The organism is Cellulomonas cellasea (assembly GCF_030372105.1).
In the GTDB taxonomy this organism is placed as follows: domain Bacteria; phylum Actinomycetota; class Actinomycetes; order Actinomycetales; family Cellulomonadaceae; genus Cellulomonas_A; species Cellulomonas_A cellasea_A.
The window spans coordinates 95,410-121,255 of the sequence record NZ_JAUDBQ010000004.1 but is presented as its reverse complement, the minus strand read 5'-3'; the positions used below and the strand labels follow the sequence as shown (position 1 = coordinate 121,255).

The 25,846-nt window shown below is 73.5% G+C and carries 24 protein-coding genes and 1 pseudogene; 14 read left to right on the top strand and 11 right to left on the bottom strand.

From position 1 onward, the window contains the following. Window positions 1–8: 8 nt before the first annotated feature. From QUV83_RS05540 to QUV83_RS05515, 6 genes are read right to left on the bottom strand one after another with little or no spacing between them, the layout of a single operon-like run. Window positions 9–941 (bottom strand): hypothetical protein, encoded by a 933-nt coding sequence (locus QUV83_RS05540; protein WP_289563182.1) that lies wholly within the window; start codon window positions 939–941, stop codon window positions 9–11. Between the two features lie 7 nt (window positions 942–948). Next, on the bottom strand, window positions 949–1,314 hold the full coding sequence (locus tag QUV83_RS05535) for a DUF6507 family protein (protein ID WP_289563181.1): 366 nt from the start codon (window positions 1,312–1,314) through the stop codon (window positions 949–951). Between the two features lie 12 nt (window positions 1,315–1,326). Then, the gene (locus QUV83_RS05530) at window positions 1,327–1,662 is read right to left on the bottom strand and encodes a hypothetical protein (RefSeq protein WP_289563180.1); all 336 of its coding nucleotides are present in this window, start codon (window positions 1,660–1,662) and stop codon (window positions 1,327–1,329) included. After that, window positions 1,662–2,684, bottom strand: a complete 1,023-nt coding sequence (locus QUV83_RS05525; protein ID WP_289563179.1) for a DUF6177 family protein — start codon at window positions 2,682–2,684, stop codon at window positions 1,662–1,664. Before QUV83_RS05525 ends, QUV83_RS05530 begins: the two co-directional genes overlap by 1 nt. A 2-nt stretch (window positions 2,685–2,686) precedes the next feature. After that, window positions 2,687–2,995 (bottom strand): hypothetical protein, encoded by a 309-nt coding sequence (locus QUV83_RS05520; RefSeq protein WP_289563178.1) that lies wholly within the window; start codon window positions 2,993–2,995, stop codon window positions 2,687–2,689. 14 nt (window positions 2,996–3,009) lie between these two features. Beyond that, the gene (locus QUV83_RS05515) at window positions 3,010–3,354 is read right to left on the bottom strand and encodes a hypothetical protein (protein ID WP_289563176.1); all 345 of its coding nucleotides are present in this window, start codon (window positions 3,352–3,354) and stop codon (window positions 3,010–3,012) included. Between the two features lie 273 nt (window positions 3,355–3,627). Between QUV83_RS05515 and QUV83_RS05510 the strand changes: the two genes are divergently transcribed. The 8 genes and pseudogenes from QUV83_RS05510 to QUV83_RS05475 all read left to right on the top strand — a co-directional run bounded on the left by QUV83_RS05510 (window position 3,628) and on the right by QUV83_RS05475 (window position 15,152). Then, window positions 3,628–4,440: an FHA domain-containing protein gene (locus tag QUV83_RS05510; RefSeq protein WP_289563175.1), complete on the top strand. Its 813-nt coding sequence runs from the start codon at window positions 3,628–3,630 to the stop codon at window positions 4,438–4,440. Continuing rightward, complete coding sequence (locus tag QUV83_RS05505) at window positions 4,437–4,946, top strand: hypothetical protein (protein WP_289563174.1); 510 nt, start codon at window positions 4,437–4,439, stop codon at window positions 4,944–4,946. The genes QUV83_RS05510 and QUV83_RS05505 overlap by 4 nt, the downstream gene beginning before the upstream one ends. After that, entirely contained in the window at window positions 4,943–6,247 is a 1,305-nt protein-coding gene (locus QUV83_RS05500) for an EsaB/YukD family protein (protein ID WP_289563172.1), read from the top strand. The genes QUV83_RS05505 and QUV83_RS05500 overlap by 4 nt, the downstream gene beginning before the upstream one ends. Continuing rightward, window positions 6,247–7,137, top strand: coding sequence for a hypothetical protein (locus tag QUV83_RS05495; RefSeq protein ID WP_289563171.1), 891 nt, complete (start codon window positions 6,247–6,249; stop codon window positions 7,135–7,137). The genes QUV83_RS05500 and QUV83_RS05495 overlap by 1 nt, the downstream gene beginning before the upstream one ends. Continuing rightward, window positions 7,134–11,045, top strand: coding sequence for a type VII secretion protein EccCa (eccCa, locus tag QUV83_RS05490; protein WP_289563170.1), 3,912 nt, complete (start codon window positions 7,134–7,136; stop codon window positions 11,043–11,045). The genes QUV83_RS05495 and eccCa overlap by 4 nt, the downstream gene beginning before the upstream one ends. After that, entirely contained in the window at window positions 11,042–11,590 is a 549-nt protein-coding gene (locus QUV83_RS05485; protein WP_289563169.1) for a hypothetical protein, read from the top strand. The genes eccCa and QUV83_RS05485 overlap by 4 nt, the downstream gene beginning before the upstream one ends. A 702-nt stretch (window positions 11,591–12,292) precedes the next feature. Further along, window positions 12,293–13,259: pseudogene (locus tag QUV83_RS17650) on the top strand (methyl-accepting chemotaxis protein); the annotation flags it as partial. A gap of 270 nt (window positions 13,260–13,529) precedes the next feature. Further along, complete coding sequence (locus tag QUV83_RS05475) at window positions 13,530–15,152, top strand: methyl-accepting chemotaxis protein (protein WP_289563168.1); 1,623 nt, start codon at window positions 13,530–13,532, stop codon at window positions 15,150–15,152. Between the two features lie 12 nt (window positions 15,153–15,164). Here QUV83_RS05475 and QUV83_RS05470 read toward each other — a convergent pair whose 3' ends face one another. After that, on the bottom strand, window positions 15,165–15,533 hold the full coding sequence (locus QUV83_RS05470) for a nuclear transport factor 2 family protein (RefSeq protein ID WP_289563167.1): 369 nt from the start codon (window positions 15,531–15,533) through the stop codon (window positions 15,165–15,167). A gap of 200 nt (window positions 15,534–15,733) precedes the next feature. Here QUV83_RS05470 and QUV83_RS05465 point away from each other — a divergent pair, with 200 nt between their 5' ends. Then, a complete protein-coding gene (locus tag QUV83_RS05465) occupies window positions 15,734–16,465 on the top strand; it encodes a GAP family protein (RefSeq protein ID WP_289563166.1) in 732 nt (243 codons plus the stop codon). A 9-nt stretch (window positions 16,466–16,474) separates the two neighbouring features. Here QUV83_RS05465 and QUV83_RS05460 read toward each other — a convergent pair whose 3' ends face one another. After that, a complete protein-coding gene (locus QUV83_RS05460; protein WP_289563165.1) occupies window positions 16,475–17,473 on the bottom strand; it encodes a YihY/virulence factor BrkB family protein in 999 nt (332 codons plus the stop codon). A 38-nt stretch (window positions 17,474–17,511) separates the two neighbouring features. Beyond that, a complete protein-coding gene (locus tag QUV83_RS05455; RefSeq protein ID WP_289563164.1) occupies window positions 17,512–18,087 on the bottom strand; it encodes a GNAT family N-acetyltransferase in 576 nt (191 codons plus the stop codon). Window positions 18,088–18,182: 95 nt separating this feature from the next. Here QUV83_RS05455 and QUV83_RS05450 point away from each other — a divergent pair, with 95 nt between their 5' ends. From QUV83_RS05450 to QUV83_RS05435, 4 genes are all read left to right on the top strand, one after another. Next, window positions 18,183–18,707, top strand: coding sequence for an RNA polymerase sigma factor (locus QUV83_RS05450; protein WP_289563163.1), 525 nt, complete (start codon window positions 18,183–18,185; stop codon window positions 18,705–18,707). Then, window positions 18,704–19,831, top strand: coding sequence for a hypothetical protein (locus tag QUV83_RS05445; protein ID WP_289563161.1), 1,128 nt, complete (start codon window positions 18,704–18,706; stop codon window positions 19,829–19,831). Before QUV83_RS05450 ends, QUV83_RS05445 begins: the two co-directional genes overlap by 4 nt. A gap of 196 nt (window positions 19,832–20,027) precedes the next feature. Beyond that, window positions 20,028–21,560 (top strand): DUF4153 domain-containing protein, encoded by a 1,533-nt coding sequence (locus tag QUV83_RS05440; RefSeq protein WP_289563160.1) that lies wholly within the window; start codon window positions 20,028–20,030, stop codon window positions 21,558–21,560. A gap of 96 nt (window positions 21,561–21,656) precedes the next feature. Further along, a complete protein-coding gene (locus QUV83_RS05435; protein ID WP_289563158.1) occupies window positions 21,657–22,574 on the top strand; it encodes a universal stress protein in 918 nt (305 codons plus the stop codon). Window positions 22,575–22,585: 11 nt separating this feature from the next. Here the strand turns inward: QUV83_RS05435 and QUV83_RS05430 are convergent, their stop codons facing one another. Further along, window positions 22,586–23,176, bottom strand: a complete 591-nt coding sequence (locus QUV83_RS05430; RefSeq protein ID WP_289563157.1) for a hypothetical protein — start codon at window positions 23,174–23,176, stop codon at window positions 22,586–22,588. A gap of 32 nt (window positions 23,177–23,208) precedes the next feature. Then, window positions 23,209–24,408, bottom strand: a complete 1,200-nt coding sequence (locus tag QUV83_RS05425; RefSeq protein WP_354003924.1) for a methyl-accepting chemotaxis protein — start codon at window positions 24,406–24,408, stop codon at window positions 23,209–23,211. A gap of 207 nt (window positions 24,409–24,615) precedes the next feature. Here QUV83_RS05425 and QUV83_RS05420 point away from each other — a divergent pair, with 207 nt between their 5' ends. Further along, on the top strand, window positions 24,616–25,770 hold the full coding sequence (locus QUV83_RS05420; RefSeq protein ID WP_289563155.1) for an AI-2E family transporter: 1,155 nt from the start codon (window positions 24,616–24,618) through the stop codon (window positions 25,768–25,770). Window positions 25,771–25,846 lie beyond the last annotated feature (76 nt).

Here is a 25,846-nt window from a genome sequence, read left to right as displayed (position 1 = left end):
CACATCATTCAGGTGTCGTCGAGGTTGCCGTTCGCCGCCTTGACCCCCGCGACCAACCCGACCGGCGACCCGAGGACCGCGAGCGACCCGACCAAGTCCCCCAGCCCACTCCAGGCCTGCCCGTACCCGGCGCGGGTCCACCAGTCCTCGGTCTCGGGGTTGTACCCGAAAACGAGCATCCCAATGCCCTCGAAGAACTCCGAGCCGAACGTGTGAGCGCCGTGCCCCACCGACTCCAGGCAGTTGCGGTCCTCCACCACCGGCGACCCCCATGGCATCTGCGCGTCGGCGGAGGTGAACGCGGCAGCGGGGATGGCCTCGACCGGCACGATGTGCACACCGGCCATCAGAGCGTTGATCGACCGGGCGCAGGTGGTGGCGGCGGTGGAGATGTCGGCGAGGATCCGCGCGTACTCCTCGAGGAGAGCGGTGTTGCGCGCGACGGAGTCCCCGTCCTCGGTCCAGGACACCTTGACCCTGCGCTTCTCGACGAAGATCACGAAGTCGAAGGTCGAGGACAGCTGGTCCCCGAGGCTGGCATTCGCGGACTCGGCCGCGTCCACCCACACGCCGTTGACCACTTTCGCCCGGAACGCGCTGGCGCGGCGCTCCAGGTCGGCCAGACGCGGCTTGATCGCCTCGAGGGCTCCGGCATAGGTGTCGATGTGCGTGGCGGCTTTTCCGAAGCGGGAGTTCACCTGCTGTGCGGACGTCACCGCCGGCGCCATGACCGTGTACACCTGCTCCTGCTCGGGAGCCTGGTAGCAACCGGTGAGCCGGTCCCAAATGATCTTGACCGTGGTGGTCCTCTCCTCCACCGCCTGCCCCATCGAACGCAATGCCCGCGCCGAGTCGCCGATAACGGCGATGTCGAGGTCGGCGGACTTGGCCGGGAACGCAGCGGGGTTGATGAGGCCCGCACTGGAGGTCGCGTTGGCCATCGTCGCCTCAGCCCTGGTGCCCGTGCTGGGCGAAGTAGGTGAAGTCGCCGGTCTCAGCGGCCCGGGTCAGCTCCGCCTGGTACGCCCCGGCCATGTCCTCTTGGCCGTTGTTGTACGCGATGACCGCGTTCGCCACCCCCAGGGTCCCGGCGTTGATGCGGTTCGAGATGGTGGTCAGTTGGCCCATCTGGTCGCCCAGCATCGCGTTGACCGCTGCGGGCACATCGCCGGTCAGGGGCCCAGCCCAGCCCAGCCCGTCGAGGACGGACTGGAACTTCGCCTCCGGCAGCTGCTCGCCGAGCTCCGTGGCGGTGGCCTGCACCTCGTTCAGGACCGCCTGCACGTCGGCCGGTCGGATGCTCCAGCTGGTCACGGTTCCCCTTGGTCAGATGCGGTCGGTGACGACGCCGCCGACGGCGACGGCGATGGCCTCGGCCAGCGCGCGTCCGTCGGTGGGGTCGCCGAACGGGATGGCCATGTCGGTCCACAGCGCGAAGCTGGCGGGCGGGTCGGCCACACACTGGGCGGCCTGGGTCGGGTCGAGCACGGGCCGGGACGGGTACACCGACAGCAGCGCGCGCCCGTCGCCGTCGACGATCTGCCGGACCAGACCGTTGTGGTAGTCGATGTACGTCCCCAGTGGGTGCTCCTGTGCGGCGGCGACTCCGATGGCGTGCGCGGTGGGCGCCACGTCGGACAGCAGCACCAGCTCGGTCGGCATCAGATCCCCTCCCCGAGCCCGGTTGCGGCGGCGATCCGCTCCGGGCCGATGTCGTAGGCGAAGGCCATGAGCTGGGCCCACAGCCCGATGTCCGGGTCGGAGAACCGCACGAGCACGGCCGGGGCCTTTCCCGGCCCGAGGACCGAGACGTCATGCCGTTGCACGAGGGCGTCGATGTCGAGCCGCAGGTCGTAGACGCCTCGTGGGCCGATGAGCACCGCGAGCGGTGCCTCCGGGGCCTTCGCGGTGGGGCGCTGCACCGGCCCGGCGTCGAAGTGGGCCAGCGAGCAGAACCCGATCGTGGGCCGGAACCGTTCGGCGATCTGGGCGAGCGCATGTGACGCCCGGGCGATCGGGTCGGCGAGCTGGCGGGGGTACGCGCCGAGCACGACGCCGCCCTTGGCCTGCTCCAGCACGCCGTGGCGGGTCCGCGCCGCCAGGACGTCCACGAACTGCCCGTCCGGCCCCCATCCGTGCAGGGCTGCCGTGACGGGCATCTGCGAGCGCGCGGCGGCGGTCACCGCTGCGACGTCCCAGGGCTCGAGCAGCGGCTCCCATGGGCCCCACAGGCTCAGGCCCGTCCCGCCGAGCCCTGTGACGGCGGCCTCGGCCAAGGCCCCGACGGTTGTCGACGCGGCCGCACGGGAGTGGGCGTGCACGTCGAACATGAGCACGCCGACTCCATCGGCGGTAGGCCGCTCGAATCCGGGCAGCCGGTCGCGGTTAGTGCCGGACCGCTGCCATAGGTCCTCGAATGACTCGATGCGATACCCCGACAACCCGTCGAATCCCCCGTTGTCAGCCCACACCGCCCAATGCCCACCGGCGCGCCGCAGGGCGAGGGAGAGCAGCGGGCTGAGCGACGCGTCGGCGCGGGTGACGAGGACGGGTCGGAGCCCGTCTTCTGTCGTGGCCTCGAGGAACGTCGCCAACGGGGCGGACAGCGTCACGTGGCGGGACGACGCCGACCACAGCTGGTAGTCCTCGGTCCACTCGTCGGCGACCGGGTGGACGACGTGCATGCTCAGCCTGGGATGTAGGACGCGGCGCGCTGCAGGCTCCGGCGCGCGACCTCGTCGTTGTCCGCCAGGGAGTTGCGGATCGCGGTGATGATGCCGCGCACCTCGGCTCCCGCGGCGTTCCACTGCGACTCCATCGCGGCGTACCGGTCGGAGACGCCGTCGGCCAGGTACACCGCCATCGCCGCCTTGACGTCCTGGTCGCGGCGGGTCAGCGCGGCCTCGAGCGCGGAGGCGGCGCGCTCGAAGTTCGCCTGGGCGGCCTGCGAGGAGTTGATGTCGTAGTCGTTGCGGTCCAGCTGGTTGCTCGACATGTGGAGTCCTTTCCTCAGCCGCGGGGGGCGAACTTCGAGGTGTCGGCGCCGGCGAAGTCCGCCGCGCCCTCGGCCGCGTGGTGCGCGTCGGCGCCCTCGTCGGCGGCGGTCACGAACGCGAGGTTCTGACCGGCGATGGACTCGGTGATCCCGACGAGGGCGTTCGACAGGGTCGACGCGACGTCCTCGGTGCGGGCCTTGAAGTTGTTGAACGCGGCCTTCGCGGCGCCGTTGAACGTGCCCTCGAGCGGCTCGGCGGCGTCCATCAGGTTCCGGACCAGTTGGGCGAGGTCGTCGGACTCCGTCGCGGTCTTGCGGCCGAGCACCTGCAGCGCGTCAGCCTCCATGGCGAACTTCACGAGCCCCTGCTTTCCCGGCCATGCGGCGGCCGCCGTTGATGTCGTGATTGACCGCGATCGTAGGTGTTAGCACCTCTTGTGACCAGGGTGAAGCCACCCCTGTGGAAACCCCGGCGGAACGGCGCCCACCACGCGGTACGGTCTGGCGGACCGAGACGACGGAGGGCAGCACATGGCGACGTTCACGCAGTTCACCGCCGTGGGCTCGATCACCCTCAGCACCGGCTCGGCGATCGTCCGGAGCCTCGTCGGCCCGCCGAGTCGGCACTGCTCATGAGCCAAGCCATCCGGGCGTTCACGCCCGCCGAGGATCTGCCCGGGGTGGTGCGCCGCTCCGGCGGGACCCGGACGTCCGCGGTCACCGGGACGGTCGTGCCCGCGACCGGGGCCAGCCGGGCGTGGCCTGCGCTGGACGGGCTCGGCGTGCTGCTGCTGGCAGCGCTCATCGGCGCGCTGACGGCGCCATGGGTGGCCGCCGTGGCCGCGCCCGCCGCCGCCGCTGGAATCGCCGTCTGCCTGATGCGGTCCGGTCGGACCCCGGCGCACATGCTGCTGGGACTGCGCTCAGTCGATCGGGTGACAGGGATTCCCTCGACGGCGCGGCAATTGCTGGGGGCGCGGCTGGTGACCGCGGATGTGCGCAGCGGCCCGGACCCGTTGCGGATCCTGGCGGGCGCAGCGCTCGCCGTGCCGTCCGCTCGGCTGGACCCGTGGGCCCCGCAGTCGGCTCATGGCGCCCACGGCGCCCCGCTGGTGCTCGTCCTCGACGACGGCCGCCGGCTCGAGGTCACCAAACCGACGATCCTCGGCCGCCGCCCGAGCGACCCGAGTGGCGCGGCGGCCGTCTTCGCCCTGACCGACCTCAGCCGCACGTTGTCCCGCAACCACATCGTCGTCGCCCCGCACCCCGACGGGGCCCAGGTGACGGATCTGGGATCCGCCAACGGCACCTCCGTGGCCGTGCCGGGCGGCCCCCTGACCCGGGTGCAGGCCTCGGTCGCCGTCGTGGTCCCCGTCGGGGCGTGCGTGGTCGTCGGCGATCGTGTGCTGGTCGTGCGCGGCCCGAGCGAGGTGTCGACGCCATGATCGACCGGGACCAAGTGCTCCTGGAGTCGACGCGCACCCACCGAGAGCGGGTCGCCTCCGCCGTGCTGTTCGGCGCGTTGGACGCCCGCCGCAAGGCGCCGACGAACGGCCGCAAATTCGTCGGGTCGGTCGTCCTGGCGGCCGTGGCCTGCGTGGGCTGCCTGGCATTCTCCTTCGTCGTCGACCTCCTCGACGAGCGCCGCCAGGACCAGGCGGTCGCGTCGCTCGCGGCGGCGATGGCGGCCAACCCGCTGCCGGAGACCGACGAGCTCGTGTCCGACCCCGAGACCGGGTTCCTCCGGGAGACGCGCACCGGCCGGTTGGTGGACCCGCGCACCGGGTTCGAGGTGGACGAGGACACGGGGTACGTGCGCAACCCCGAGGGGCGGCTGGTCGACCCGCGCACCGGATGGTTCGTCGACCCGGCCAGCGGGCTGCTGACCGACCCGGCGACCGGGGTGACGGTCGACCAGTCGACGATGCGTGTCGTGGAGGAGGACGAGTGAGCGGTTGGACCCGGCTGACGGTGCACGGCACGGCGCGCAGGGCGCAGGTCGTGCTGCCCGACGACGAGCCGGTCGCCGGGCTGCTGCCGCCCCTGCTCGACCTGTTGGGCGAGGAACGGGCTGCCGGGGCGCGTCCGGTCACACTCGTCACCCTGCTCGGGGAGCAGGTCGACCCTGGGCGCAGCCTCGCCGAGCAGGACGTCATGCAGGGCTCCCTGCTCCGCCTGGTGCGCGTCGACCAGGCGCCGCCGCCTCCCGAGGTTGCCGACGTCACCGACCTCGTCGCCGCGCAGTTGGCCGAGCGCGGCGACCGGTGGCAGCCGCAGTGGTCGCTCGCTCTGGCGACCATGCTCGCGGGAGCCGCCGGATGGCTCGCCGCGCGGGCCGCGGTCGCCTCGCCGATCGACGCCGCCGTGCTGATCGCGATCGTGGCCGGCGCCGCTGTGCTCGCTGCTGCAATCGGGAGGGTGCGCGCACAGCCGGGCACGGCTCTGGGCGCGGCGGCTGCGGGGGCTTGGGTCGCGGTGGCCCCCTCGATGGCCGGCCGGCTCGATGTCGCCGTGCCCGGCGCCGCGGTGCTCGTCGGCGTGCTGGGCGCGGGCTTGATCGTCGCAGTCGTCGCCGGAGCGGGGCTGCGCCGCGTCCCCGTCGCGATCGGCGCGCTGCTCGGTGCGCTGCTCGCCGGCGCCGCGCTCGCGCTCGCCCCGCTCATCGGGGTTCCCGGCGCCGTCGGGTCGATCGCTGTGGGATGCGTGCTGGTGCTGGGGCTGCTGCCGGGGGTGGCGATGACGGTCAGCGGGCTCAACGGCCTGGACGACCGGGCTGTCAGTGGGGACCGCCCGGCGCGGGACCGGGTCGTGCTCGCGGTGCAGGACACCTATCGGGCGCTGACGTCGTCCACGATCTCGGTGTGCGGGGTGGCGGCGGTCACGGGGTGGGCGCTCGTCGTGCAGGACGGCGCGCTCTCGGCCTTGCTCGGCGGAGTCGTCGCGGCACTGGTGGCGTTGCGGGCGCGGGTGCTGCCCTTGGCGCCCCAGCGCCTGGCCGTGTGGGCGTCCGCCACGGCGATCGGGCTGGGGTGGGCCATCACGCGGATGCAGGACGCGCCCCTGCTCGTGGCGGGGGCCGCCGGGGGCGCAGTGCTCGTGGCCGTGCTCGCCGTGACCATTCGCCCCTCAGGCCCGGTCCGGGCGCAGGCCCGACGGGTCGCGTCGGTCGTGGAGTTGCTCGGCGTCGTCGCGACGGTCCCGCTGCTGCTCGCCCAACTCGGTGTGTTCTCCGACCTGCTCGGGACGTTCTGATGGGCGCGCTCGCCGGCGCCCTCAAGCACCTCGTGGCCGCCTCCGCGCCGGAACGCGCCGATGAGCTGGTCGCCCTCGACGCCGCCGCCCGCGCCCCTCTGCCCCTGTCGACGCGGGTGGGGGTCGTCGCGACGGCCGGAGGCTCGGGCTGCTCGGTGGTCGCCGGAATCCTGGCAGCCACCCTCGCCGCCCGGCGCGGCGGGCGCGTGCTGGCCGTCAATGCCTCCGCGGGGGGCCGGTCGCTGCTCTGGCACGGCGGGTGCGCGCAGCCTGCGGCGTCGACGGCGGAGCAGCACGCCGCCCGGCGCGCGGCCCGGTCGAGCGCGCAGGCGACGGCGGGCCTGACCCGCACCTCGGCAGGCCTGTACTGCCTCGACCTGGCCGAGGACGGCGCGACGGCGCCCGACGCGCGGTGGTGGCTGGGCGTCGGCCCCGCCGGGCGGTTCTTCGACGTCGTCGTCACCGACCACGGGGCCCGCACACCAGCCCGTTCCGGACCGGTCGCCGCGTCCGCCTCGGTGGTGTGTGTCGTCACCCACGCCGAAAGGTCCGCGTGGCAGCACGCCGTCGACCTGGCCTCCGCCTTCATGGGCGCGGGGGTTCCCGCGGTGCTCGCGGTGAACGCGGCCGGTGGACGGGCCCCGGCGTGGTGTCGCACCGCCGCTCGCCTGTCAGCCGTGCCAACGGTGCTCGTCCCGCATGACCGCGCGCACGGCGCCGCGGAGCCTGCGCCCAGGCGCGACCTGCGTCCGGCGACGACGCTCGCGGCGCTGCGACTCGCCGCGACCGTGCTCAGTGCCGCGGCTCCGAGCAACGCGGCCGGTGGGGGCGTCCCCGCAGCGGCGCTGTCCGAGCGCGCGCCGCTGTCACGACAGGGGGCGCCCTCGTGACCATCACCGTGGTGCACCGCCCCACGCGCTCCACGACGCCGCTGGCCCGGCCAGAGCCACGCGCCCTCGCCGCCCCGCCGCCCCTCGAGGACGACCAGGGCTCACGCACCCCGTTGCAGTTCCTGCTGCCGGTCATCGGGGCGATGTCCTCGGTCGTGATGATGGTCGTCCTGCGCAACGGCCAGCCGTTGTTCCTGGTGGTCGCCGCGCTCGTGTTCGTGGTCGCGATCATCGGCGGTGTCGGATTCGCCCTGACCGCCCGTGGGCGCGCGGCCCGCACGGCCCGCTCCCGCCGCGAGGCGTACCTCGACTACCTCGAGCGGGTGCGCGGCGAGCTGTCCAGCGAGGCCGCGGCCGCACGCACGCACGCGTTGACCTTGCACCCCGACCCGGCGTCGCTCGGCGACGTGGTGCGCGACCCGGCGCGGGTGTGGGAGCGACGGCGGCGTGACGACGACTTCCTCGTGGTGCGCGTCGGCGCGGGGGCGGTGCCGTGGTTCGACCTCACGGCGCCGGCTCCGGAGTCCCCGGTGACGCCGCACGACCCACACATGGCGGCCGAGGTCGAACTGGTCATCGACCAGTACTCGTGCGTCGAGGCGATGCCCGTGGCGGTGGACCTGCGCGGCGCGGGCGTCGTGGCCGTCATCGGGGACAGGGCCCGCACCGTCCCGCTCCTGCGCGCCGCGCTCGCGCAACTCGCCTGCTCCCACACCCCCGACGACCTGCAGCTCGCCGGCGCCTTCGCCGCTGAGCGCGCGGCGGACTGGGACGGCCTGGACCTGTTGCCGCACGTGCTCGACCCGGACCTGTTCGACGGCCCCGTCCCGGCCCGGCGGGTCGCGCCCGACCTGCACGAACTCGCCCCGCTCCTGTCGCGCACACTCGGGAACCGGCTCGCCCACGCACGCGCCGCCGGGCGCGCCGGAGGGCTCGCCGCGCCCGCCTCCCGGCTCCTCGTGGTGAGCGACGACCACGGGCGGCGCGCCCAGCGGCTCCCAGTGCCCGGTGGCGACGCCCGAGCCTTGGGCGTGGGGGTCGTGCACCTGCTCGACGACCGGCTCGACGAGCCCGACGACGTCGATGTGCGGATCGTGCTCGACGACGACGGGGCCCTGCTCGTCACCGCGCCGGGCACGTCGGCTGCGACGGAGCAGCGGATCGCCCCAGACGGGCTCAGCGCCGCGGTCTTCTCCGCCCTCGCCCGCTCCCTGGCCGCGTTGCGCACCGCGCAGATCAGCGCGCCCGACGAGGAGGACGACCGGACCCCGTCGGTGCACGACTTGCTGGGCATCGACGGGCCTGCCGGGCTCGACCTGGGCACATCGTGGGCGCCACGCGAGCAGGTCGACTTCCTGCGGGCGCCGTTCGGGTGGGACGACTCCGGGGCGCCCGTGCACCTCGACCTCAAGGAGTCCGCCCAACTGGGAATGGGCCCGCACGGCATTTGCGTGGGCGCGACCGGGTCGGGCAAGTCGGAGATGCTCCGCACGCTGCTGCTCGCCCTGGCGTTGACCCACCCGCCCGAGGACCTGGCGATGATCCTCGTCGACTACAAGGGCGGGGCCGCGTTCGCCCCGCTCGCGCCGCTGCCGCACCTGGCCGGGCTCATCGACAACCTCGCCGATGACGCGCAGCTCACCACCCGGGCCCGGGCGTCGATCGCCGGGGAGGTCGTGCGGCGTCAACGGATGCTCAAGGACGCCGGGTCGCTGGCGTCGATCACCGCCTACCGGCGGCTGCGGGCCACCGAGCGGCCGGAGTTGCCCGCGATGCCGCACCTGTTCGTGGTCATCGACGAGTTCGGCGAGTTGCTCACCGCCGAGCCGGAGTTCGTGGACCTCTTCTTGCAGATCGGTCGCATCGGCCGGTCGATCGGGGTGCATCTTCTGCTGTCCAGCCAGCGCGTGGAGGCCGGCAAGCTGCGCGGCCTCGACACCTACCTGTCCTACCGGGTGGGGCTGCGCACGTTCAGCGAGGCCGAGTCGCAGGTCGTGCTCGCCACCGCTGACGCATACCACCTGCCCGCGCTACCCGGCTACGGGTACCTCAAGGTCGACACCAGCGTGTACACCCGCTTCCGCGCCGGATACGTGTCCGGCCCCGCTGGCCGGGCCAAGGAGCCGGCCGACGACGGCGCCGCGAAGGTCCTCGCCCTGCCGACGTTCAACGGCCTGCGCGCCAACCGCCCTCCGACCGGCCGCGCCGGGGCGCCAGACGAGGACGGCCCCACGCTCGTCGGGGAGGTCGTGCGCGCCCTGCGCTCCCCCGAGCGTGCCGTGCGCCCCGTGTGGCTGGCCCCCCTGCCCGACCGCCTCGCACTCGGCTCGATGCTCGGGCAGAGTGACCAGCCGGCCCCCGGGCTCTCAGCCGTCGTCGGGCTGCTGGACGACCCCGCCACGCAGACGCAAGAGCCCTGGCGCCTGGATCTCACCCGCGCCGGCGGGCACGTGGCCATCATCGGCGCGCCCCAGTCCGGGCGCACGACAGTCCTGCGCACCATCGCCGCGTCGCTGGCGCTGACCACCACTCCCCGCCAGGTCGCCATCTACGGGATGGACCTGGCCGGCGGTGGGCTGGCCCGCATCGAGGGGTTCCCGCACGTCGGCGGGGTCGCCACCCGCGCGCACCGCGAGCGCCTGGTGCGGCTGGTCGAGGAGCTCACGGCGATGATCGCCACCCGCGAGGCAGTGTTCCGCGAGCGCGCCATCGACTCCACGGCGCAGTTGCGCGCGCTGCACGCCCAGGGCCGCGTGCCCGAGCTCGCCGCGCCTGACGTCGTGGTGCTCGTCGACGGGTACGGCCAGCTGCGCACCGACTTCCCCGAGCTCGAGGACTCCTTCGCCGCCGTCATGCAGCGGGCCGCGTCGTTCGGGCTGCACTTAGTGCTCGGGCTGACCCGCTGGAGCGACCTGCGGATGGCCCACCAGTCGCTGATCGGCGCCCGCGTCGAGTTGCGGCTCAACGACCCGGCTGAGTCGAGCATCGACCGCAAGCTGTCAGCGACGATCTCGCCGGACACTCCCGGGCGGGTGCTCCTCGACGACCGCCGGTTCGCGCACGTCGCGCTGCCGGTGCTGCACGTCGTCGCCGACGACGAGGTCGGGCCCGAGCTCGAGCTGCTCGCGGCCCGAGCGGTCGCGGCCTGGTCTGGGCCGGCCGCCGCGCCGATCCGCCTGCTGCCCTCGCACGTCGACCCCGCCGACCTGCCCGACAGGTTCGACGAGCCTGACGCCGTGCCCATCGGGCTGCGGCAGGACACGATGGACGCCGCGTTCTTCGGCCTGCTCGCCGAGGACCAGCACCTGCTCGTCCTAGGCGACGCCCGCTCGGGCAAGTCGACCCTGCTGCGCACGATCGCGGCCGGTCTGCAGGACCGGTACACCGCCGACGAGGTGACGATCGCGGTGGTCGACGTGCGCGGGCAGGTTCCCGCCGCCATCGATGAGGACTACCTGGCCGCGCACGCGCGCACCGCCCAGCAGGCCCGCGCCTTGGCCACCTCCATCGCCGCCGAGCTCGACAAGCGCCCCGGGCGGGACGCCGAGACCCGGGCGCGCGAGCCGCGCATCGTCCTGCTCGTCGACGACCACGACGTCATCGCCGCCGCCGGGCCCGACCCGCTCGAGCCGCTGCTGGCCCACCTGCCCGCGGCGCGCGACCTCAAGCTCCACCTGATCGTCACCCGCCCGGTCGCCGGCGCCGGACGCGCCCTCTACCAGCAGTCCCTGCAGACCCTGCGCGACACTGGTGGATCCACGCTCATCCTGTCCGGCGAACGCGCCGAAGGCCCCCTCGTCGGGCGGGTCCACGCCGAGCGCTTCCCACCGGGCCGTGGCCGATTCGTGCGCCGCGGGACCACGCCGTTCGTCGTCCAAGTCGCCGCGACGCCGGCCGAGCTGTCATGAGGGCGATCGTCTTCGTCGGGACCAGTGGAGGCGCTGGCGTCACCACCCTCGTCGCGCTGACGTTCACCGGCCTGCGCGACGCGGGCGCCGCGCCATGGGTCTTCGCTCCCGAGCGCGGCGACACCCTTGACCGCGCGCACCAAGCCGAGGCCCCTCACGCCGACCGCGGCGCCGCTCTCTGGGATGCCGGGGTGCTGCGGCCAGACGCGTCGCTGGCAGCCCTCAGAGGCTCCGACGTCCGGCTGGTCCTCGTCGCGCCCGCGACCCCCGTGGGAGCAGCCGACGCGTCCGACGCCCTCGAACGCCTCGCCGGCGCCGATCAGACACTCGCCGCGACCTCGTCACTCGTCCTCACTGGGGTCCATGGGCCGCGCCGCCACTCACTCCGCGGAGCCTTCGGTGTCCCCGTCCACCAGATCCCCTACGACCCGGCGCTCGTGCGGCCTGGCCCCGTCGCGGCCCACGGCGAGCTCCGGCGCGACGCCCGGCGGGCGATCCGGTCCTGGTGCGCGTGGGTGGCACTCACTCGGCAATCGACCGGTTGAGGCCTCCTGCCCCCGCGGCGCGCGTCGCTCCGTCAGCGGGGCGCAGCGAATAGTCCCGATCCAGCATTGCATTCCCCCGGCGATTGTCGGCGCAATAGGTTGCCGCAGGGTGAAAACGCGCCGGGTGGCTGATCTCACAGTGGTATTGAGTCGAGTTCTCATTCACCGCGCCGATGGAGAGGACATTCGGCCGACGAATGAGCACCCGCGAACCATGACGTCACCCGATCCCGCCCCGGCGGTGCTCATCGGCGTGGAGCGCGGCACCAGCAGAGGAACGCCCATGAGCACAGCGAGCCAGGCCCCGACCAGCGGGCCCGCCCAGCGACCCCGTCGCCGCACGTGGCGGGACGCCTCCGTCCAGACGCAGATCCTGGTGGTCGTGACGCTCCTCGGCGTGGTCTCACTGGGCGCGGGGTGGATGGCATGGCCAACTTGCGATTCGCGGGACAGGACTTGGACCGCATCCTCGAGATCCAGCGGGCCGCCGAGCTGCCCGATGCCATCGATCATGGGCAGGTCACCGCCCGCTGGATCCTGGCTCAGATGGCGGCGGTCGAGGACCCGGGTCTGGAGAGGGAGCTCCTGGCCTTGGAGGAGGAGAACGACGCCGAAGTCCAGAACGCGATCGAGGAGTTCGGGGCCTCGGAACTGGCCCGCGTCGGCGCGTGGTCGGCGTTCGTCGAGGGGTACACGGCGTGGCTGGAGGCCCGTGACACGCAGATCGCCCCTGCCGCGCTCGCCGCGGACACAGCACGCTACGAGAAGGCGTCGCAGCAGGTCGGCGCTCCCCTGGTCGCCGAGTTCGAGGCCGACCTGACGGCGGTGCGCGAGGCCGCGGGGAAGGAGATGGCCTCGATCGCCGCGACCAGCCAGGCACGCACCGCTCAGGCGAGGCTCGTCCTGATCACGTCGGTGGCGGTCGCTGTGGTCGTCGCGATCGCGTTGGGAGTCGTCGTCGCCCGACGGCTGCGCTCCGCCGTGCTGAAGGTCCGTGTGGCGATCTCGGCGATGGCGCGGGGTGATTTCACGGTGGCCGCCGATGTGGCCAGCGGGGATGAGGTGGGCCAGACCGCGCGGTCGCTGGCGGTGGCGCAGGAGTCGGTGCGGGGCACCCTGGGCCGGGTCGCGAGCACCGCTGACATCGTCGCGGCGTCGGCGGGCGAGTTGTCGGCCGCGAATGCGCAGGTCGCCGCTGGGGCACAGGAGACCAGCTTGCAGGCTGCGGCGGTGGCCGCGTCCGCCGAGCAGGTCAGCCGCAGTGTGCAGGCTGTGGCCGCGGGGTCCGAAGATGGGCGCGTCGATCCGGGAGATCGCGCAGAACGCGCATGAGGCCGCCCGGGTGGCCGCGCGCGCCACCGAGGTCGCGGCGTCCACGAACGAGCAGGTCGCACGGCTCGGGTCGTCGTCGGCGGAGATCGGGGATGTGGTCAAGGCGATCACGTCGATCGCGGAGCAGACGAACCTGCTGGCCCTGAACGCGACGATCGAGGCGGCTCGCGCCGGCGAGGCGGGCAAGGGGTTCGCCGTCGTGGCCGGGGAGGTCAAGGAGTTGGCCTCGGAGACCGCGCGGGCCACCGAGGACATCGCGCGCCGCGTCGAGGCCATCCAGGCGGACACAGCGGGGGCCGTGGGCGCCATCGGCGAGATCTCGCAGATCATCTCGACGAGCTGACCCGCATGTCCGCCGAGCTCCGCGCCCAGGTCGACTCGTTCACCTACTGACGCCGACGGGGCGCCTGCGCTCGGCCCTGGATCCGCCGCGTCCGACGCACGCGCTCCCTGGCTACCCGACGCGTCCGACCTGCGCGGATGACCGACGTCCGCGTATGACCGACGTCACGGTGGCCGCAGGTCAGAACCGCATGAGGCGACCCGATCGGGTGAGCAGGGCCCTGGCCCGCAGCTCACCGTCGTCTTCGGTTCTGGAGGTCATCTGATGGCACGTCTCGCGCTACGCCGCGGTGTTGGTCTGGGCGGCAAGGTCGTGGCCATCGGCGCCATGGGCGTGCTCCTTGCCATCGGCGTCACCGCCACGGCGTGGGTCACGGGGTCCGTGCAGGCCACCCAGACAGCCCATCTCACCCGGTTGTTCGACCTGCGGCTCCAGATCGCCGACATCGCGCGGTACAACTCCGATGTCACCGGCTGGCAGACGGCCTATGCCTGGGACGCGAGCACTCTGGGACCACAGGAGGCAGTGGCCCCGGGCGCTGCGAACCGCCAGGGGTACGTGGACTCGTCGCAGGCGCTGCGCTCGCTCCTCCCCGAGGTCGACGTCGCGGTGATGACCCCCGATGAGCGCGCCGTGTTCGACCACATCAGCGAGCGATGGGACGTGTTCTTCGTGGCTGACGACGCCGTCGTCGCGCTGTACGAGACCGGCACGGAGAGCGCGAAGGCCAAGGCCGACGCGTTGATCGTTGGAGACGTGTACGCCATCTACGACGACATCACCGCGGACACGGCAGCCCTCGACGGCATGCTCGCCGACCGCAGCGCACGCGCTGTGGCGGACACGGATGCGGCGACGGATCGTGCGCGCATCGTCATGATGGCCACGGTGTTGGCGGGCGCCGTGCTGGTCATCACCGCCACGCAGGTGGTGGGCCGGGGCGTCCGACGGTCCGCGACGCGCCTGACCGCCGCGATGGACGCCCTCGCGGCAGGCGACCTGACGGTCCTCGCCGAGGTCACGAGCCGCGACGAGCTCGGGAGGATGGCGCAGACGCTCACCGTCGCGCAGGGCTCGTTGCGGGGGCTGATCTCGGGGGTGGCGGGCTCGGCTGACATGGTCGCGGCCTCCGCGGAGGAGTTGTCGGCGGCGAACGTGCAGGTGGCGGCTGGGTCGCAGGAGACAAGTGTGCAGACGGGCGTGGTGGCCGCGGCGGCGGAGCAGGTCAGTCGCAGCGTGCAGGCTGTGGCCGCGGGATCCCAGCAGATGGGCGCGTCCATCCGGGAGATCGCGCAGAACGCGAACGAGGCCGCGCGTGTGGCCGAGCGGGCGACGGGGGTCGCCGAGTCGACGAACGACCGGGTCGCGAAGCTGGGGGCGTCGTCGGAGCAGATCGGCAACGTGGTCAAGGTGATCACGTCGATCGCGGAGCAGACGAACCTGCTGGCCTTGAACGCGACGATCGAGGCGGCGCGCGCTGGCGAGGCGGGCAAGGGCTTCGCCGTCGTGGCCGGGGAGGTCAAGGAGCTCGCGTCCGAGACCGCGCGGGCCACCGAGGACATCGCGCGCCGGGTCAAGGCCATCCAGGCCGACACCGTGGGCGCCGTCGAGGCGATCAGCGAGATCTCGCAGATCATCGCCAACATCAACGACTACCAGCTCACGATCGCCTCCGCCGTCGAGGAGCAGACCGCCACCACGAACGAGATGTCGCGGGGGGTCGGCGAGGCGGCGTCCGTGTCGGGCGAGATCGCCACCAACATCACGGCCGTCGCGACGACCGCCGAGGCGGGGGCCGTCATCGCCGGCCAGATGGGTGCGGCTGTCGAGGAGCTGGCCCGGATGTCCGCGGAATTGCGCACCCGGGTGGACGCCTTCACCTACTGAGACAGGGCCCGCTCAGCGGTGGTCGGACTCCTGCAACGGGATCACCCAGGCGCGCCGCTCGGCGATCTTGCCGTCCCGTAGGACGAAGACCTCCGCCATCGACATGCGCACCTCGCCCCCGGCGGCGAGCCGCGCGACGCCGAGGAGCTCCGCCATGACGACGTCCCCCTGTTCGACCATGCGCACGACCTCCAGCTCAGGAGGGTCGATGAACGTGGGGGCGCCGTCGATGGCCTGGTCGTACGCCTCTTTGCCGACGAGGTGGAAGGCGCCGAAGACGGTCCACTCGATGTCGTCGGTGAGGCAGCCGAGGATCTGCGCGTGGTCGTTCTTCCGGAACCCGTCCAGGTACGTGGTGACGACGTCGATGTTCTGGGACATGGTCGTGCGCCCCCTCACCGGGCCGAGCCGCGCGGACTGCCGACGTCGCGATCGTAGGGGCGACGGGCCCGCCCCGCCCAGTGCCCATCCCCGCGTCGGGCTGTCCACCACGTGGCGGAGGTGGTGACCGCGCCCCAGGCGCTCCCCTACCGTGTCGCGCACGCGGTGCGAGGGGCGCCCGCGACACTGCTGGGGGCCATGTGGACGCGCTGACTCCGACCCTGCTCGCCATCTTGGCCGGCCTCGCGCTGGTGGACAGCCTGAGCCTGGGGACGCTCGGGCTGCCGGTGTGGATGCTGGCGCAGCCGCGCTTCCGGACGCGGGTGGTCCTGGTCTACCTCGCGACGATCGCCGCCTTCTACTGGCTGCTCGGCGCGGCCCTGCTCGCTGGCGTGGGCGTCGTGGCCGAGCAGCTCGCGACGCCCGACGGCCCGGTGCTGGACTGGGTCCAACTCGCCATCGGCGTGCTGTTGTTCCTGGCGAGCTTCCTGTTCGACGGCCCGATCGGCCGCTGGCGGCGCGAGCGGCGGGAGATGTCCGGGAGGCAGAGCCGCTGGCAGCGGTGGCGCGCGAGCCTGGTCGGCCCCGACGCCGACGCGGGCGCCGCCGCGCTCGCGGCTGTGGGCGCGGGGGCCGTCGAGGTGGCGACGATGGCGCCGTACCTCGGCGCGATCGGCTTGCTCGCCGTCAACGGGGTCGGCCTCGTGCCGGGCGCCGTCGTGCTCGCCGGGTATGGGGTGGTGATGGTGGCGCCGGCGCTGACGTTGCTGGCGCTGCGGTTGGTGCTCGCGGCGCCGGTGGAGCGCCCGCTGGCGCGGCTCAACAAGTGGTTCGAGCGCCGCGGCGGCGACGTGCTCGCGTGGACCCTCGGCGTCGTCGGGTTCCTGGTGGCCACCGACGCGCTCGGGCGGTTGCGTGACTCGGTCGGCTGAGCCAACCCGTCAGCGCCCGCTGTCGGCGCCGGTCCCCGCTGCCAGTCGGATCTCGCGTCCCCGCGCGACGTCCGCCTGGTGTTTGCCCTCCCGCTTCTCGCTGGCGCGCGTGTCCCGCGGGGGCAGTTGCAGCGCCTCCTCGGCGGCGATCCCGGCTTGGAGCTCGCGGCCCCGCTCCATCTCGGCGTCGAGTTCTGCCCCGAACAGCAGTGCGAGGTTCGTGATCCACAGCCACAGCAGGAAGACGATGACGCCGCCGAGGGCGCCATAGGTCGCGTCGTATGAGCCGAAGGAGCCCACGTAGAAGGCGAAGCCGACCGAGGCGACGATCCACACGAGGATCGCGACGACCGCCCCGACGCTGATCCATCGGAACCTCGGCTGGCGCACGTTCGGCGTGGCGTAGTACAGCAGCGCGACGATCACGACGACGAGCGCGAGCGCCACCGGCCACTTCGCGATGTTCCATGCGGTGAGCGCCGCCGAGCCCAGGCCCAAGGCCTCGCCGATGGTGGACGCGACCGGCCCGGACAGCACCAGGGCGGCGGCCACCAGCGCGGCCATCACCACGACGGCGGCCGTCACCAGCAGCATCACCGGGCGCAGCTTCCAGATCGGCCTGCCCTCCTCGACCCCGTACACGCGGTTCATCGCCCGCCCGAAGGCGCCGACGTAGCCGGAGGCCGACCACAGCGCGAGGACCACGCCGACGATCAGCGCGAGCCCCGCCGAGTCGCCCGATCCGGCGACCTGGTGGATCAGCGGCTCGATCGTCTCCATGGCCTCCGCGGGCACGACCGACGACGCGATCCCGAGCACGTCCTCGACGATGGCCTCACTGTCGCCGACCAATCCCAGCAGCGACACCAGTGCCAGCAGCGCGGGCGCCGACGCGAGGACCGCGTAGTACGTCAAGGCCGCTGCCGCGTCTTGGCACTGGTCGCGGGAGAACTGCCTCAGCGTGGAGCCGGCGACGTGCTTCCACGAGCTCGCGTGTGCCTTGGTCATGGTCCTCCTCGGTGCTGAACCCCACGTGCTCGTCCTGATCACACGAGTCTGCGGCGCATGACGATGCGGGGCATCTTGCTCGCGAGCGCGTCTGTTGTGCCGATCACCTGGAAGCCCGCGGCCTCGAACATCGACCGCGTGCCGACGAACGCCATCGTGGTGTCCATCCGGCCGGGCGGGTCCACGGGATACGCCTCGACGGCCGGCGCGCCCCGGGACCCCGCGTATTCCACGGCGCCCTCGATCAGCGGCCTGGTGACGCCCTGCCGGCGATGCCCGCCGCGCACGACCACGCACACGATGCTCCACACCGGCACGTCGTCGACGGGGCGGATGACCCGCGAGCGCGCCAGCCGCGAGTTCTCGCCGCGCGGTGAGATGTGGCACCAGCCCACGGGCGTCCCGTCGAGGTAGGCGACGACCCCGGGCGGGTCCTCCCGCTCGCAGAGCCTGCGCATCGCCTGCTCGCGACTGCCCTGGCCCAACGACTCGATCTCCTGCGCGCGCAGCCGATGCGACAGGCACCAGCACGCGTCCGCGCGACGGTTCGGGTTCACGATGTCCGCGAAGTCCTCGAACCGGTCCGGCGTCACGGGCCGCACATCCCAGGCCATGGGTCGATCTCAGCACCGGCCGCCGACACGCGCCCCCGCTGAGACCTGCCGAGGGCCGGACTCAACATCCTGGGACCCTCACGACTTGGAGGGGTATGACGACTTCACAGCATGGGCCTCCACCGGGCGGCCCACCGCCGCTGGACTTCCCCCTGTGGTACCAGGCGGAGCTGCCGCGCGTCTGCCGTGCGCTGGCGCTGGCCACCGGCGACGTCGGGCTGGGCGAGGAGGCGGCGGCGGAGGCGTTCGCGCGGGCCCTCGCGTCCTGGGACCGGGTGGGGCGGATGGAATCGCCGGGAGCGTGGGTCTACACCGTGGCGCTCAACGAGGTGCGTCGCACGTGGCGTCGGGCGCGGCTCGAACGGCGGTATGTGGAGCGCCAGCGTCTCGAGGACGTCCCCGCGCCGGTCGCGCCTGACGACACGCTCTGGCGTGCCGTCGCAGCGCTGCCCCCGCGCGCCCGGACCGCCGTGGCCCTGCGCTACGTGGCCGACCTGCCCGAGGCCGAGATCGCCGACGTCATGAACGTCCACCGCGGCACCGTCGCGGCGACCCTGTCCACCGCCCGCCGGCAGCTCGCCGCCAGGCTCGGCCCTGCCCTGAACGGAGAACCCCGATGACCCGCGACCTTCTGAGCCACCTCGCCGATGTCGAGATCCCGACGCCGGAGCCTGACCTCGCCCGCGTCAGCCGGCGCGCACAGGGCCTGCGTCGCGCACGGCGGGCCCGCCTCGCCGGGGGGACCATGCTCGCCGTGGCGGTCTTCGCCGTGGGCGGCGTGGTCATTCCCCAAGGAAACGAGGGCCCCACCGGGAACACCATGCCGATCGCGCTCGCCCTGGGTGTGGCGCCGGCACGCGCCGCGGACGCGGGAGCCTGCAACATCGGATGGGCCGACTGGGTCGACCGCTCCGACTGGGCCGCCTTGCCGGATGTGGCCGGCTCCGCGAGCCTGATCGGCGACGCGTCCTTGTCCCTGGCCAGCATCGGCGTGCACCTCAACGAGTCCGCGTGCGTGCCCTCGGTGCCGGTGGCCGTCCTGTTCGCCGAGGCCCCGGTGCAGGGGATCACTGTGTGGGCGGACGTCGCCGACCCGTTCCCGGGCGTCGCCGACGAGCTCCACGACGTCCAGGTCCGCGGCGCCCAGGCTCGGCTGCGCGCCTTCGAGGGCGGCGGGATGATCGTCGCGTGGCCCGCCGAGGACGGCACGACCTGGATGGCCTCGGGCAGTGGGATGAGCCAGACGGTGTTGATCGAGGTGATCGACGGGCTGCGCTTCGCGCCGTCGGGAACCTTGGACGCGAGCAGCGTCCCCGCGGGCTTGGAGCGCGCGGCGATCAACACCCAGCCCGCGTCCCGGACGAGTCGGACGTGGTGGGCCAACTACGGGGAGACCGACACGCTGGTCGAGGACGCCGGCGGCCTCGTGCCCGCGCCGAACGCGGGGATTCGCCTCGAGGCGAGCACCGCGTGGGCCGAGCCGGTGGAAGTCGTCGCGTCGGCGTGGGCTGAGGCCGTGCGCTTCGTGGACATCGACGGAGCCCGGGGCGCGTTCTCCCCGTGGGGTGGCGACCCGGCCAGCGACACCGGTGGCTGGCTCCGTTGGCACAGCGAGGGCGTCACGTATGAGCTGAGCGGAGCGGTCTCCCTCGAGACGCTCGTGGCCGCGGCGGCGAGCGTCGAGTTGGTCGAGCTCGACGATCCGCGGGTCGCCCGGGCGCCCGACTACCCGCCCGCCAGCTGACCCCTCGGTCGTCACACCCTGCGAGCCCGATGTGCTGGCAGGGTGTGACGCCCATTCGGCGCCGCACTCTTCAGCCCCGGTTCCTCCACGGTGCGCACCGGTTCGTCACGAGCGGCCGCACTCCTGCACATGAACCGCCCGCGGCTCCCACCAGGCCGCCGGACGCGAGTGGGCCGCGCTGCCTAGCGTCAACCCTATGAGCGAGCTGAGCGCCCCAGCGTCGGGTCCGACGCCCATCCCTGGCGGCTCCGGTGCGGCGATGCCGGGTCCCGTCCCCACCTTCACACTGCCGCGTGCCCTAGCGGCGCCGTTGCGCGAGTTCTGGGCGGCGGGTCCCCGCACGGCGTCCGTGCGGGCGCTGGCGGCCTGCGCGATCGTGGGGCTGCTCGGGGGCGCCGTGCTGGTGGGGCACCGCCCCGGGCTGGGGGTCGCTGTGATGGGCCTGGCGCTGTGGGCGGTCGCGCTCCCGACGCTCATCCGTCGACGCTCGTTCGCCGACCTCACCACGGCCGCCCTGTCGATCGCGCTGCTGGCCGTGGTCGCGGTGCGCGACGCGGGATGGGTGGCGGGGCTGTGCGCGCTCGCCGCCGGCTGGGCGGGAGCCGTGGCGGTGACGTCGGCGCGCTCGGCGCCCGCCGTGGTCCTCGGCCCTGTGAGCTGGGCCGCCGGGATGGCGCGCTCACTGCCGTGGCTCGCCCGTGGCGCCCGGGCTCTCGGCGAGGGCCGCCGCGGGCAGCTCGGCGTGGCGGCGCGCAGCATCGGCGCCACTGTCGTCCTGCTCCTGGTCTTCGGCGGCCTCTTCGCGAGCGCCGACCGGGTCTTCGCGAGCTACCTGCCCCAGGTGGAGCTGTCGTCGCTGCCCGCGCGGCTCGTGGTGGGCGCTCTGCTGGCCGCGGTCGCCGCATCGCTGGCCCATCTGGCCCTCGCTCCCCCGCCGTGGTCGGCGGCCGCGTTGCCGCAGGCCCGCGCGGCTCGGCGCGGCGAGTGGCTGCTGCCCGTGCTCGCCTTGGACGCGCTGGTGTTGTCCTTCGTGCTCGTGCAGGTCGGCGCCCTGCTCGGCGGCCACCGGCACGTGCTCGAGACCGCCGGGCTCACGTACGCCGAGTACGCCCGCGAGGGCTTCGCCCAACTCATGGCCGTGACCGCGTTGACCCTCGCCGTCGTGGCGCTCGGCGCATGGCGGGCGCCCCGGGAGACGGCCCGCGACCGGCTCATGACCCGGGCCGGGCTGGGGGTGCTCTGCCTCGGGGCCCTCGGCGTCGTCGCCTCGGCGCTGCGCCGCATGGACCTGTACGTCGACGCGTTCGGCCTGACCAGGCTGCGGATCTTCGTGGTGGTGGTCGAGCTCGTGATGGCCGCGGTGCTGGTCCTCGTGCTGGTCGCGGGCGTGCGGTGGCGGGCTGACTGGCTGCCGCGCGCGGTGGTGCAGGTCGCCGCCGTCGCGATGCTCGGCCTGGCCCTGGTGAACCCCGATGCGCAGATCGTCCGGCACAACATGGCCGCGGGCCCGGAGGCGCAGCCGCTGGACGTCAGGTACCTGCAAGGGCTGTCGGCCGACGCGGTGCCCGCGATGGCGGCCCTCGACGAGCCATGGGCGTCGTGCCTGCTCGCCGGGCGGCGCGTCGACCCGGCGCACAGCCCCGCGGAGTGGAACCTCGGCCGCGAGCGCGCCGCCCGCCTGGTGGAAGCCCAGCCGGGCTCGCCCAACAACGTCACCTGCGTGCCCTGACCCCAGGCCACTCACCCCCAGGACCTTCGACCCGGTGGCGACTGCGCGCCGGATCCGTACGCTGACCTCAGTGTTCGTCCCAATGAGGTGATGGTCATGTTCTCCGAGGGCCCTGTCGTCATCGCGCTCGACGGCTCGCCGCACAGCGCGGGCACGCTCGCCTTCGGCGTGGAGGAGGCGCTGCGCCTCGGCGCGCCGGTCGTCCTCGCGCGGGCGCCCCTGGCCCCGCACCGGTCCTCGGCCTGGGCCTTCGCGTGCTGGCCCGGCGCGATGGCGGCCTATCTCCCCGACGACGACACCGCCGACTACCTTGCCCAGGCCCGCTCCGAGCTGAGGCTGCTGCATCCCGGCCTCAGCGTCTCCACACGCCTGGTGCGCGGCCCGATGCTGGCGTCCCTGTGCGCGCTCAGCCACGACGCGCGACTCCTGGTAGTCGGCGCCCGGGCGCGGTGGGGCGGCCCCGGCCCGAGCTCGGTCAGCGCCCACCTCGTGCGGTATGCGCACTGCCCGGTGGCGGTGGTCCCCACCCAGGGCGCGGCGGCGTCGGACGTGTGGACGCCGGTGGTCGTGGGCGTCGACGGCTCGCCGGCGTCAGTGGCGGCGGCCCGCACCGCCGCGTCGGCGGCCGTGCGGCGCGGCGTCCCGCTGCTGCTCGCCCATGCGCGCCCCTCGACGGGCGACGCCCCTCGGCCACGTCGTGGCGCGGCGCCCCGGCTCGCGGACCCGGACGATCCCGCGCATGACGGCGCACGGGCCGTCGCCACGCTCATCCGCGCAGAGCAGCCGGGCCTCGAGGTGCGGCTGACCCTCATGGAGGACCGTCCCGCGCGCTCGCTCGTGGAATTGGGCCGTGACGCCGCGCTGCTGGTGGTCGGCTGCCGCGGCCTGGGCCCGGTGCGCGGGGCGCTGCTGGGCGCTGTCAGCCGCGCAGTGCTGCGGCACGCGTCCTGCCCCGTGCTGGTCCTGCGGGAGTCGATGGACCCCACACGTCATGCGGCGGGCAGCCCGGCCTGAGGCCCGCTAGCTCACGGCCTGGCGCGTCGCGCCTGGGCGAGGGAGGTCGCCACGGCGCCCAGCGGGCCCATGACCAGGGCGACGCGGGTGTGCGGCGCGCGGACTCCGCGCGCGGCCAGCCCCACCCCGCATCGGTGCACCGCGCTCTCGACGAGCACCGGCACGATGATGCCCGCGGCGGCTGCCGCGTAACGCAGCGCCGACCTGTCGGAGCCGGTCAGGAACCGCCCGTCGGCGTCCACCGGCAGGCCGAGGGCCGCAGGGCTCACCGCGGGCCCGCCGGCGACGTGCGCGGCGATCGAGCCGGGGCTGGGGGCGGCGCGCAGGGCCTGCGGCGCCTCCCGGACATCGGCCCCATCGGACGCGGCAGCCTCCGATGCGGCCACGGACTCCTCACGCCACCAGGCGTAGGCGCCCCCGCCGACGAGGAGCGCGGCCTTGAGCAGCGCGCGGGCGCGACGGGACTCCACGACGTCGGGCAGCGCGTACCAGAGCACACCGACGATGCCGACCACCACCGCGTCGCCGACCTGACCTGCGCGATGCCCCATCGCTCCCCCGTCCCCATGCGCCCGCCGGTCGAGCGTGAGCCACCCTGGCATGAACGCCCGTGGACGTCCACGGCCAGGCCGGGTCAGTAGGTGAAGGCGTCCAGGCTGGTGCGCAGCTCGGACGCGACACGCGCCAGCTCGTCGATGGACCCCTGCACCTGGGTGAGCGCCGCCGTCGACGACTGCGTGGCCGAGGCGACACCGCTGATGGTCGAGGCGATCTCGCCAGAGCCCGACGCGGCCTGCTGGATGCCCCGGGACATCTCATTGGTCGTGGCGGTCTGCTCCTCGACGGCGGAGGCGATCGTCACCTGGTAGTCGTTGATGCTCGCGATGATCTGCGAGATCTCGCCGATGGCGCCCACCGCGCCGGCCGTGTCCGCCTGGATGGCCTCGACGCGGCGCGCGATGTCCTCGGTGGCCCGCGCGGTCTCCGAGGCCAGCTCCTTGACCTCCCCGGCCACGACGGCGAAGCCCTTGCCCGCCTCGCCCGCGCGCGCCGCCTCGATCGTCGCGTTCAAGGCCAGCAGGTTCGTCTGCTCCGCGATCGACGTGATCGCCTTGACCACGTTGCCGATCTCCTGGCTCGAGGCGCCCAGCTTCGCGACCTGGTCGTTGGTGGAGGCCGCGACCCCTGTGGCGCGGGAGGCGACCATCGCCGCCTCGTTGGCGTTCTGCCCGATCTCGCGGATCGAGGCGCCCATCTGCTCCGCCGCGGTGGCGACCGCCTGCACGTTGTTGTTGACCTGCTCCGCCGCGGCGGCGACCACCCCGGCCTGCGCGCTGGTCTCCTCCGACCCGGCCGCCATCTGGGAGCTGGCGACGGACATCTCCTCGCTGGAGCTCGCCATCGTCGCGGCCGTCGCGGCCACAGCGGTGAACGCGGAGCGCAATGAGCCCTGCACCGAGGTGAGCAGCGACGCCATCTGCCCGAGCTCGTCGTGGCGGACTCGGTCCGCCCCCACCGTCAGGTCGCCGCCCGCCATGGCCTCGAGCCTCGCGGTGAGGCTGCGGACTGACGCCCGGATGCCGCGGGCGAGCGCGAGCGCGAGCCCCCACATCACAGCGATCCCCACGAACAGCAGCGCCAGGATGACCCGCACGGTGAGCCTCGCCTTGTCGGCGCCGCCAGCCCCGGCCAGGTCGTACATGACCACTGTCGCGAGGCCGCCCAGCACCACCGCCCCCACGGTCAGGAAGGACACCAGGCCCAGGATCTTCGCTCGGATCGTGATGCGGGCGAACCAGGGGGCGCCGGAGTCCGGCGTGTGCTCTGACTGCATGGGAGGCTCTTTCGTCACGGGACCCGGCTACTACGCTCGCTCGTCTTATCGGCCGTCCCTCGCCAGGAATGAGCGGGTCTCGGCCACGGATGCGCGGGGCCCCTGGGCCCAGGCGCGCGAACGCGCTGTCGCCGGGAGCGCAGCCGCCCCCGCTCGGGCAGGATGGCTGTGGCGCCAACGCCCGTCCGATGACCGCGAGGGGCCGCGATGAGGAGTCAGACGGCATCCCGTGATGCCCACCGCCCTCCCGCGTGGCTGCCCCGGGCACTGCTCATGGCAGTGGTCGCCGTGTTCGCGGGAGTGCTGGCGTGGCGCGCGCTCACCCAGCTCGGCACGGTGATGACGATCCTCGTGGTCGCGTGGTTCCTGTCCTTGGCGATGGAGCCTGTGGTGCGGTGGCTCGCCCGCCGCGGGATGCGCCGCGGGCTGGCCACGGGCCTGGTGATGGTCGGCGGGATCGCGGCGACGGGCGCGGTGCTCGCCGTGTTCGGGCAGCTCTTCGTGGTGCAGCTCGTGGAGTTGTTCGAGGATGTGCCGGCGCTGTACGCGCAGGTCACCGAGTTCCTGGACAAGTCCTTCGGGTACACGCTGCCCACCAGCGACAGGGTGCTCTCGCAGATCGTCGACAGTTGGGGCAGCGACGTCGCGCAGGGCGTCATCGGTGTGGGCGGCACCATCATCGGCGCCCTGTTCATCATGGCCGCCGTCCTGCTGGTGGCCTACTACATGGTGGCCCAGGGGCCTGCGTTCCGGGCGTCGATCTGCCGGCTACTGGCCCCCCACCGGCAGCGCGAGGTGCTGCGCGTGTGGGAGGTCTCCCAGGAGCAGGTGTCGAACTTCCTCGTGTCGCGCATCGCGCTGGCCGCCATCGCGACTCTCGCGACCTTCGCCTTCCTGACGATCGTGCGCGTGCCGTACGCGTTGCCGCTCGCCGCGTTCACCGGGATCGTGTCGCAGTTCGTGCCGACGGTCGGCAGCTACATCGGCGGCGCCCTGCCCGCGGTGGTCGCGCTGTCGGTGAGCCCGTTCACCGCGATCGGCGTCGTGATCTTCATCGTCGCGTACCAGCAGGTCGAGAACCTGGTGCTGGCGCCCCGCATCGCCGCACAGACGATGGCCCTGAACCCGGCCGTCGCGTTCCTCGCGGTCGTCGCGTTCGGGGCGGTCTTCGGGGCGTTGGGCGCCTTCCTGTCGCTGCCGGTCGCCGCGACCATCAAGGCCGTCTCGGGGACGTACCTGCGCCGCCATGACCTGGTGGACTCCGACCTCCTGGTGGACAAGGCCCGCGAGCGCGGGGGCCGCCCCGATCCGGGTGGCGGCCCGCCCGACGACGCCGCGGGCCAGGACGACGGGGACGCCTGAGGGGTCGACGACGCGAAGGTCCCCGCCTCGGGCGCGCCATCCGGTAACTTCCCTCCATGCCGCGCCCATGCGGCCT

Bases quoted from the DNA above. Each gene is read 5' to 3' on its own strand.
- QUV83_RS05420 (WP_289563155.1), top strand. From the start codon at position 24,616: ATGAGGAGTCAGACGGCATCCCGTGATGCCCACCGCCCTCCCGCGTGG.
- QUV83_RS05440 (WP_289563160.1), top strand. From the start codon at position 20,028: ATGAGCGAGCTGAGCGCCCCAGCGTCGGGTCCGACGCCCATCCCTGGC.
- QUV83_RS05445 (WP_289563161.1), top strand. From the start codon at position 18,704: ATGACCCGCGACCTTCTGAGCCACCTCGCCGATGTCGAGATCCCGACG.
- QUV83_RS05425 (WP_354003924.1), bottom strand. From the start codon at position 24,408: ATGCAGTCAGAGCACACGCCGGACTCCGGCGCCCCCTGGTTCGCCCGC.
- QUV83_RS05435 (WP_289563158.1), top strand. From the start codon at position 21,657: ATGTTCTCCGAGGGCCCTGTCGTCATCGCGCTCGACGGCTCGCCGCAC.
- QUV83_RS05475 (WP_289563168.1), top strand. From the start codon at position 13,530: ATGGCACGTCTCGCGCTACGCCGCGGTGTTGGTCTGGGCGGCAAGGTC.
- QUV83_RS05510 (WP_289563175.1), top strand. From the start codon at position 3,628: ATGAGCCAAGCCATCCGGGCGTTCACGCCCGCCGAGGATCTGCCCGGG.
- QUV83_RS05460 (WP_289563165.1), bottom strand. From the start codon at position 17,473: ATGACCAAGGCACACGCGAGCTCGTGGAAGCACGTCGCCGGCTCCACG.
- QUV83_RS05520 (WP_289563178.1), bottom strand. From the start codon at position 2,995: ATGTCGAGCAACCAGCTGGACCGCAACGACTACGACATCAACTCCTCG.
- QUV83_RS05525 (WP_289563179.1), bottom strand. From the start codon at position 2,684: ATGCACGTCGTCCACCCGGTCGCCGACGAGTGGACCGAGGACTACCAG.
- QUV83_RS05505 (WP_289563174.1), top strand. From the start codon at position 4,437: ATGATCGACCGGGACCAAGTGCTCCTGGAGTCGACGCGCACCCACCGA.
- QUV83_RS05540 (WP_289563182.1), bottom strand. From the start codon at position 941: ATGGCCAACGCGACCTCCAGTGCGGGCCTCATCAACCCCGCTGCGTTC.
- QUV83_RS05485 (WP_289563169.1), top strand. From the start codon at position 11,042: ATGAGGGCGATCGTCTTCGTCGGGACCAGTGGAGGCGCTGGCGTCACC.
- QUV83_RS05455 (WP_289563164.1), bottom strand. From the start codon at position 18,087: ATGGCCTGGGATGTGCGGCCCGTGACGCCGGACCGGTTCGAGGACTTC.
- QUV83_RS05450 (WP_289563163.1), top strand. From the start codon at position 18,183: ATGACGACTTCACAGCATGGGCCTCCACCGGGCGGCCCACCGCCGCTG.
- QUV83_RS05495 (WP_289563171.1), top strand. From the start codon at position 6,247: ATGGGCGCGCTCGCCGGCGCCCTCAAGCACCTCGTGGCCGCCTCCGCG.
- QUV83_RS05530 (WP_289563180.1), bottom strand. From the start codon at position 1,662: ATGCCGACCGAGCTGGTGCTGCTGTCCGACGTGGCGCCCACCGCGCAC.
- QUV83_RS05470 (WP_289563167.1), bottom strand. From the start codon at position 15,533: ATGTCCCAGAACATCGACGTCGTCACCACGTACCTGGACGGGTTCCGG.
- QUV83_RS05430 (WP_289563157.1), bottom strand. From the start codon at position 23,176: ATGCCAGGGTGGCTCACGCTCGACCGGCGGGCGCATGGGGACGGGGGA.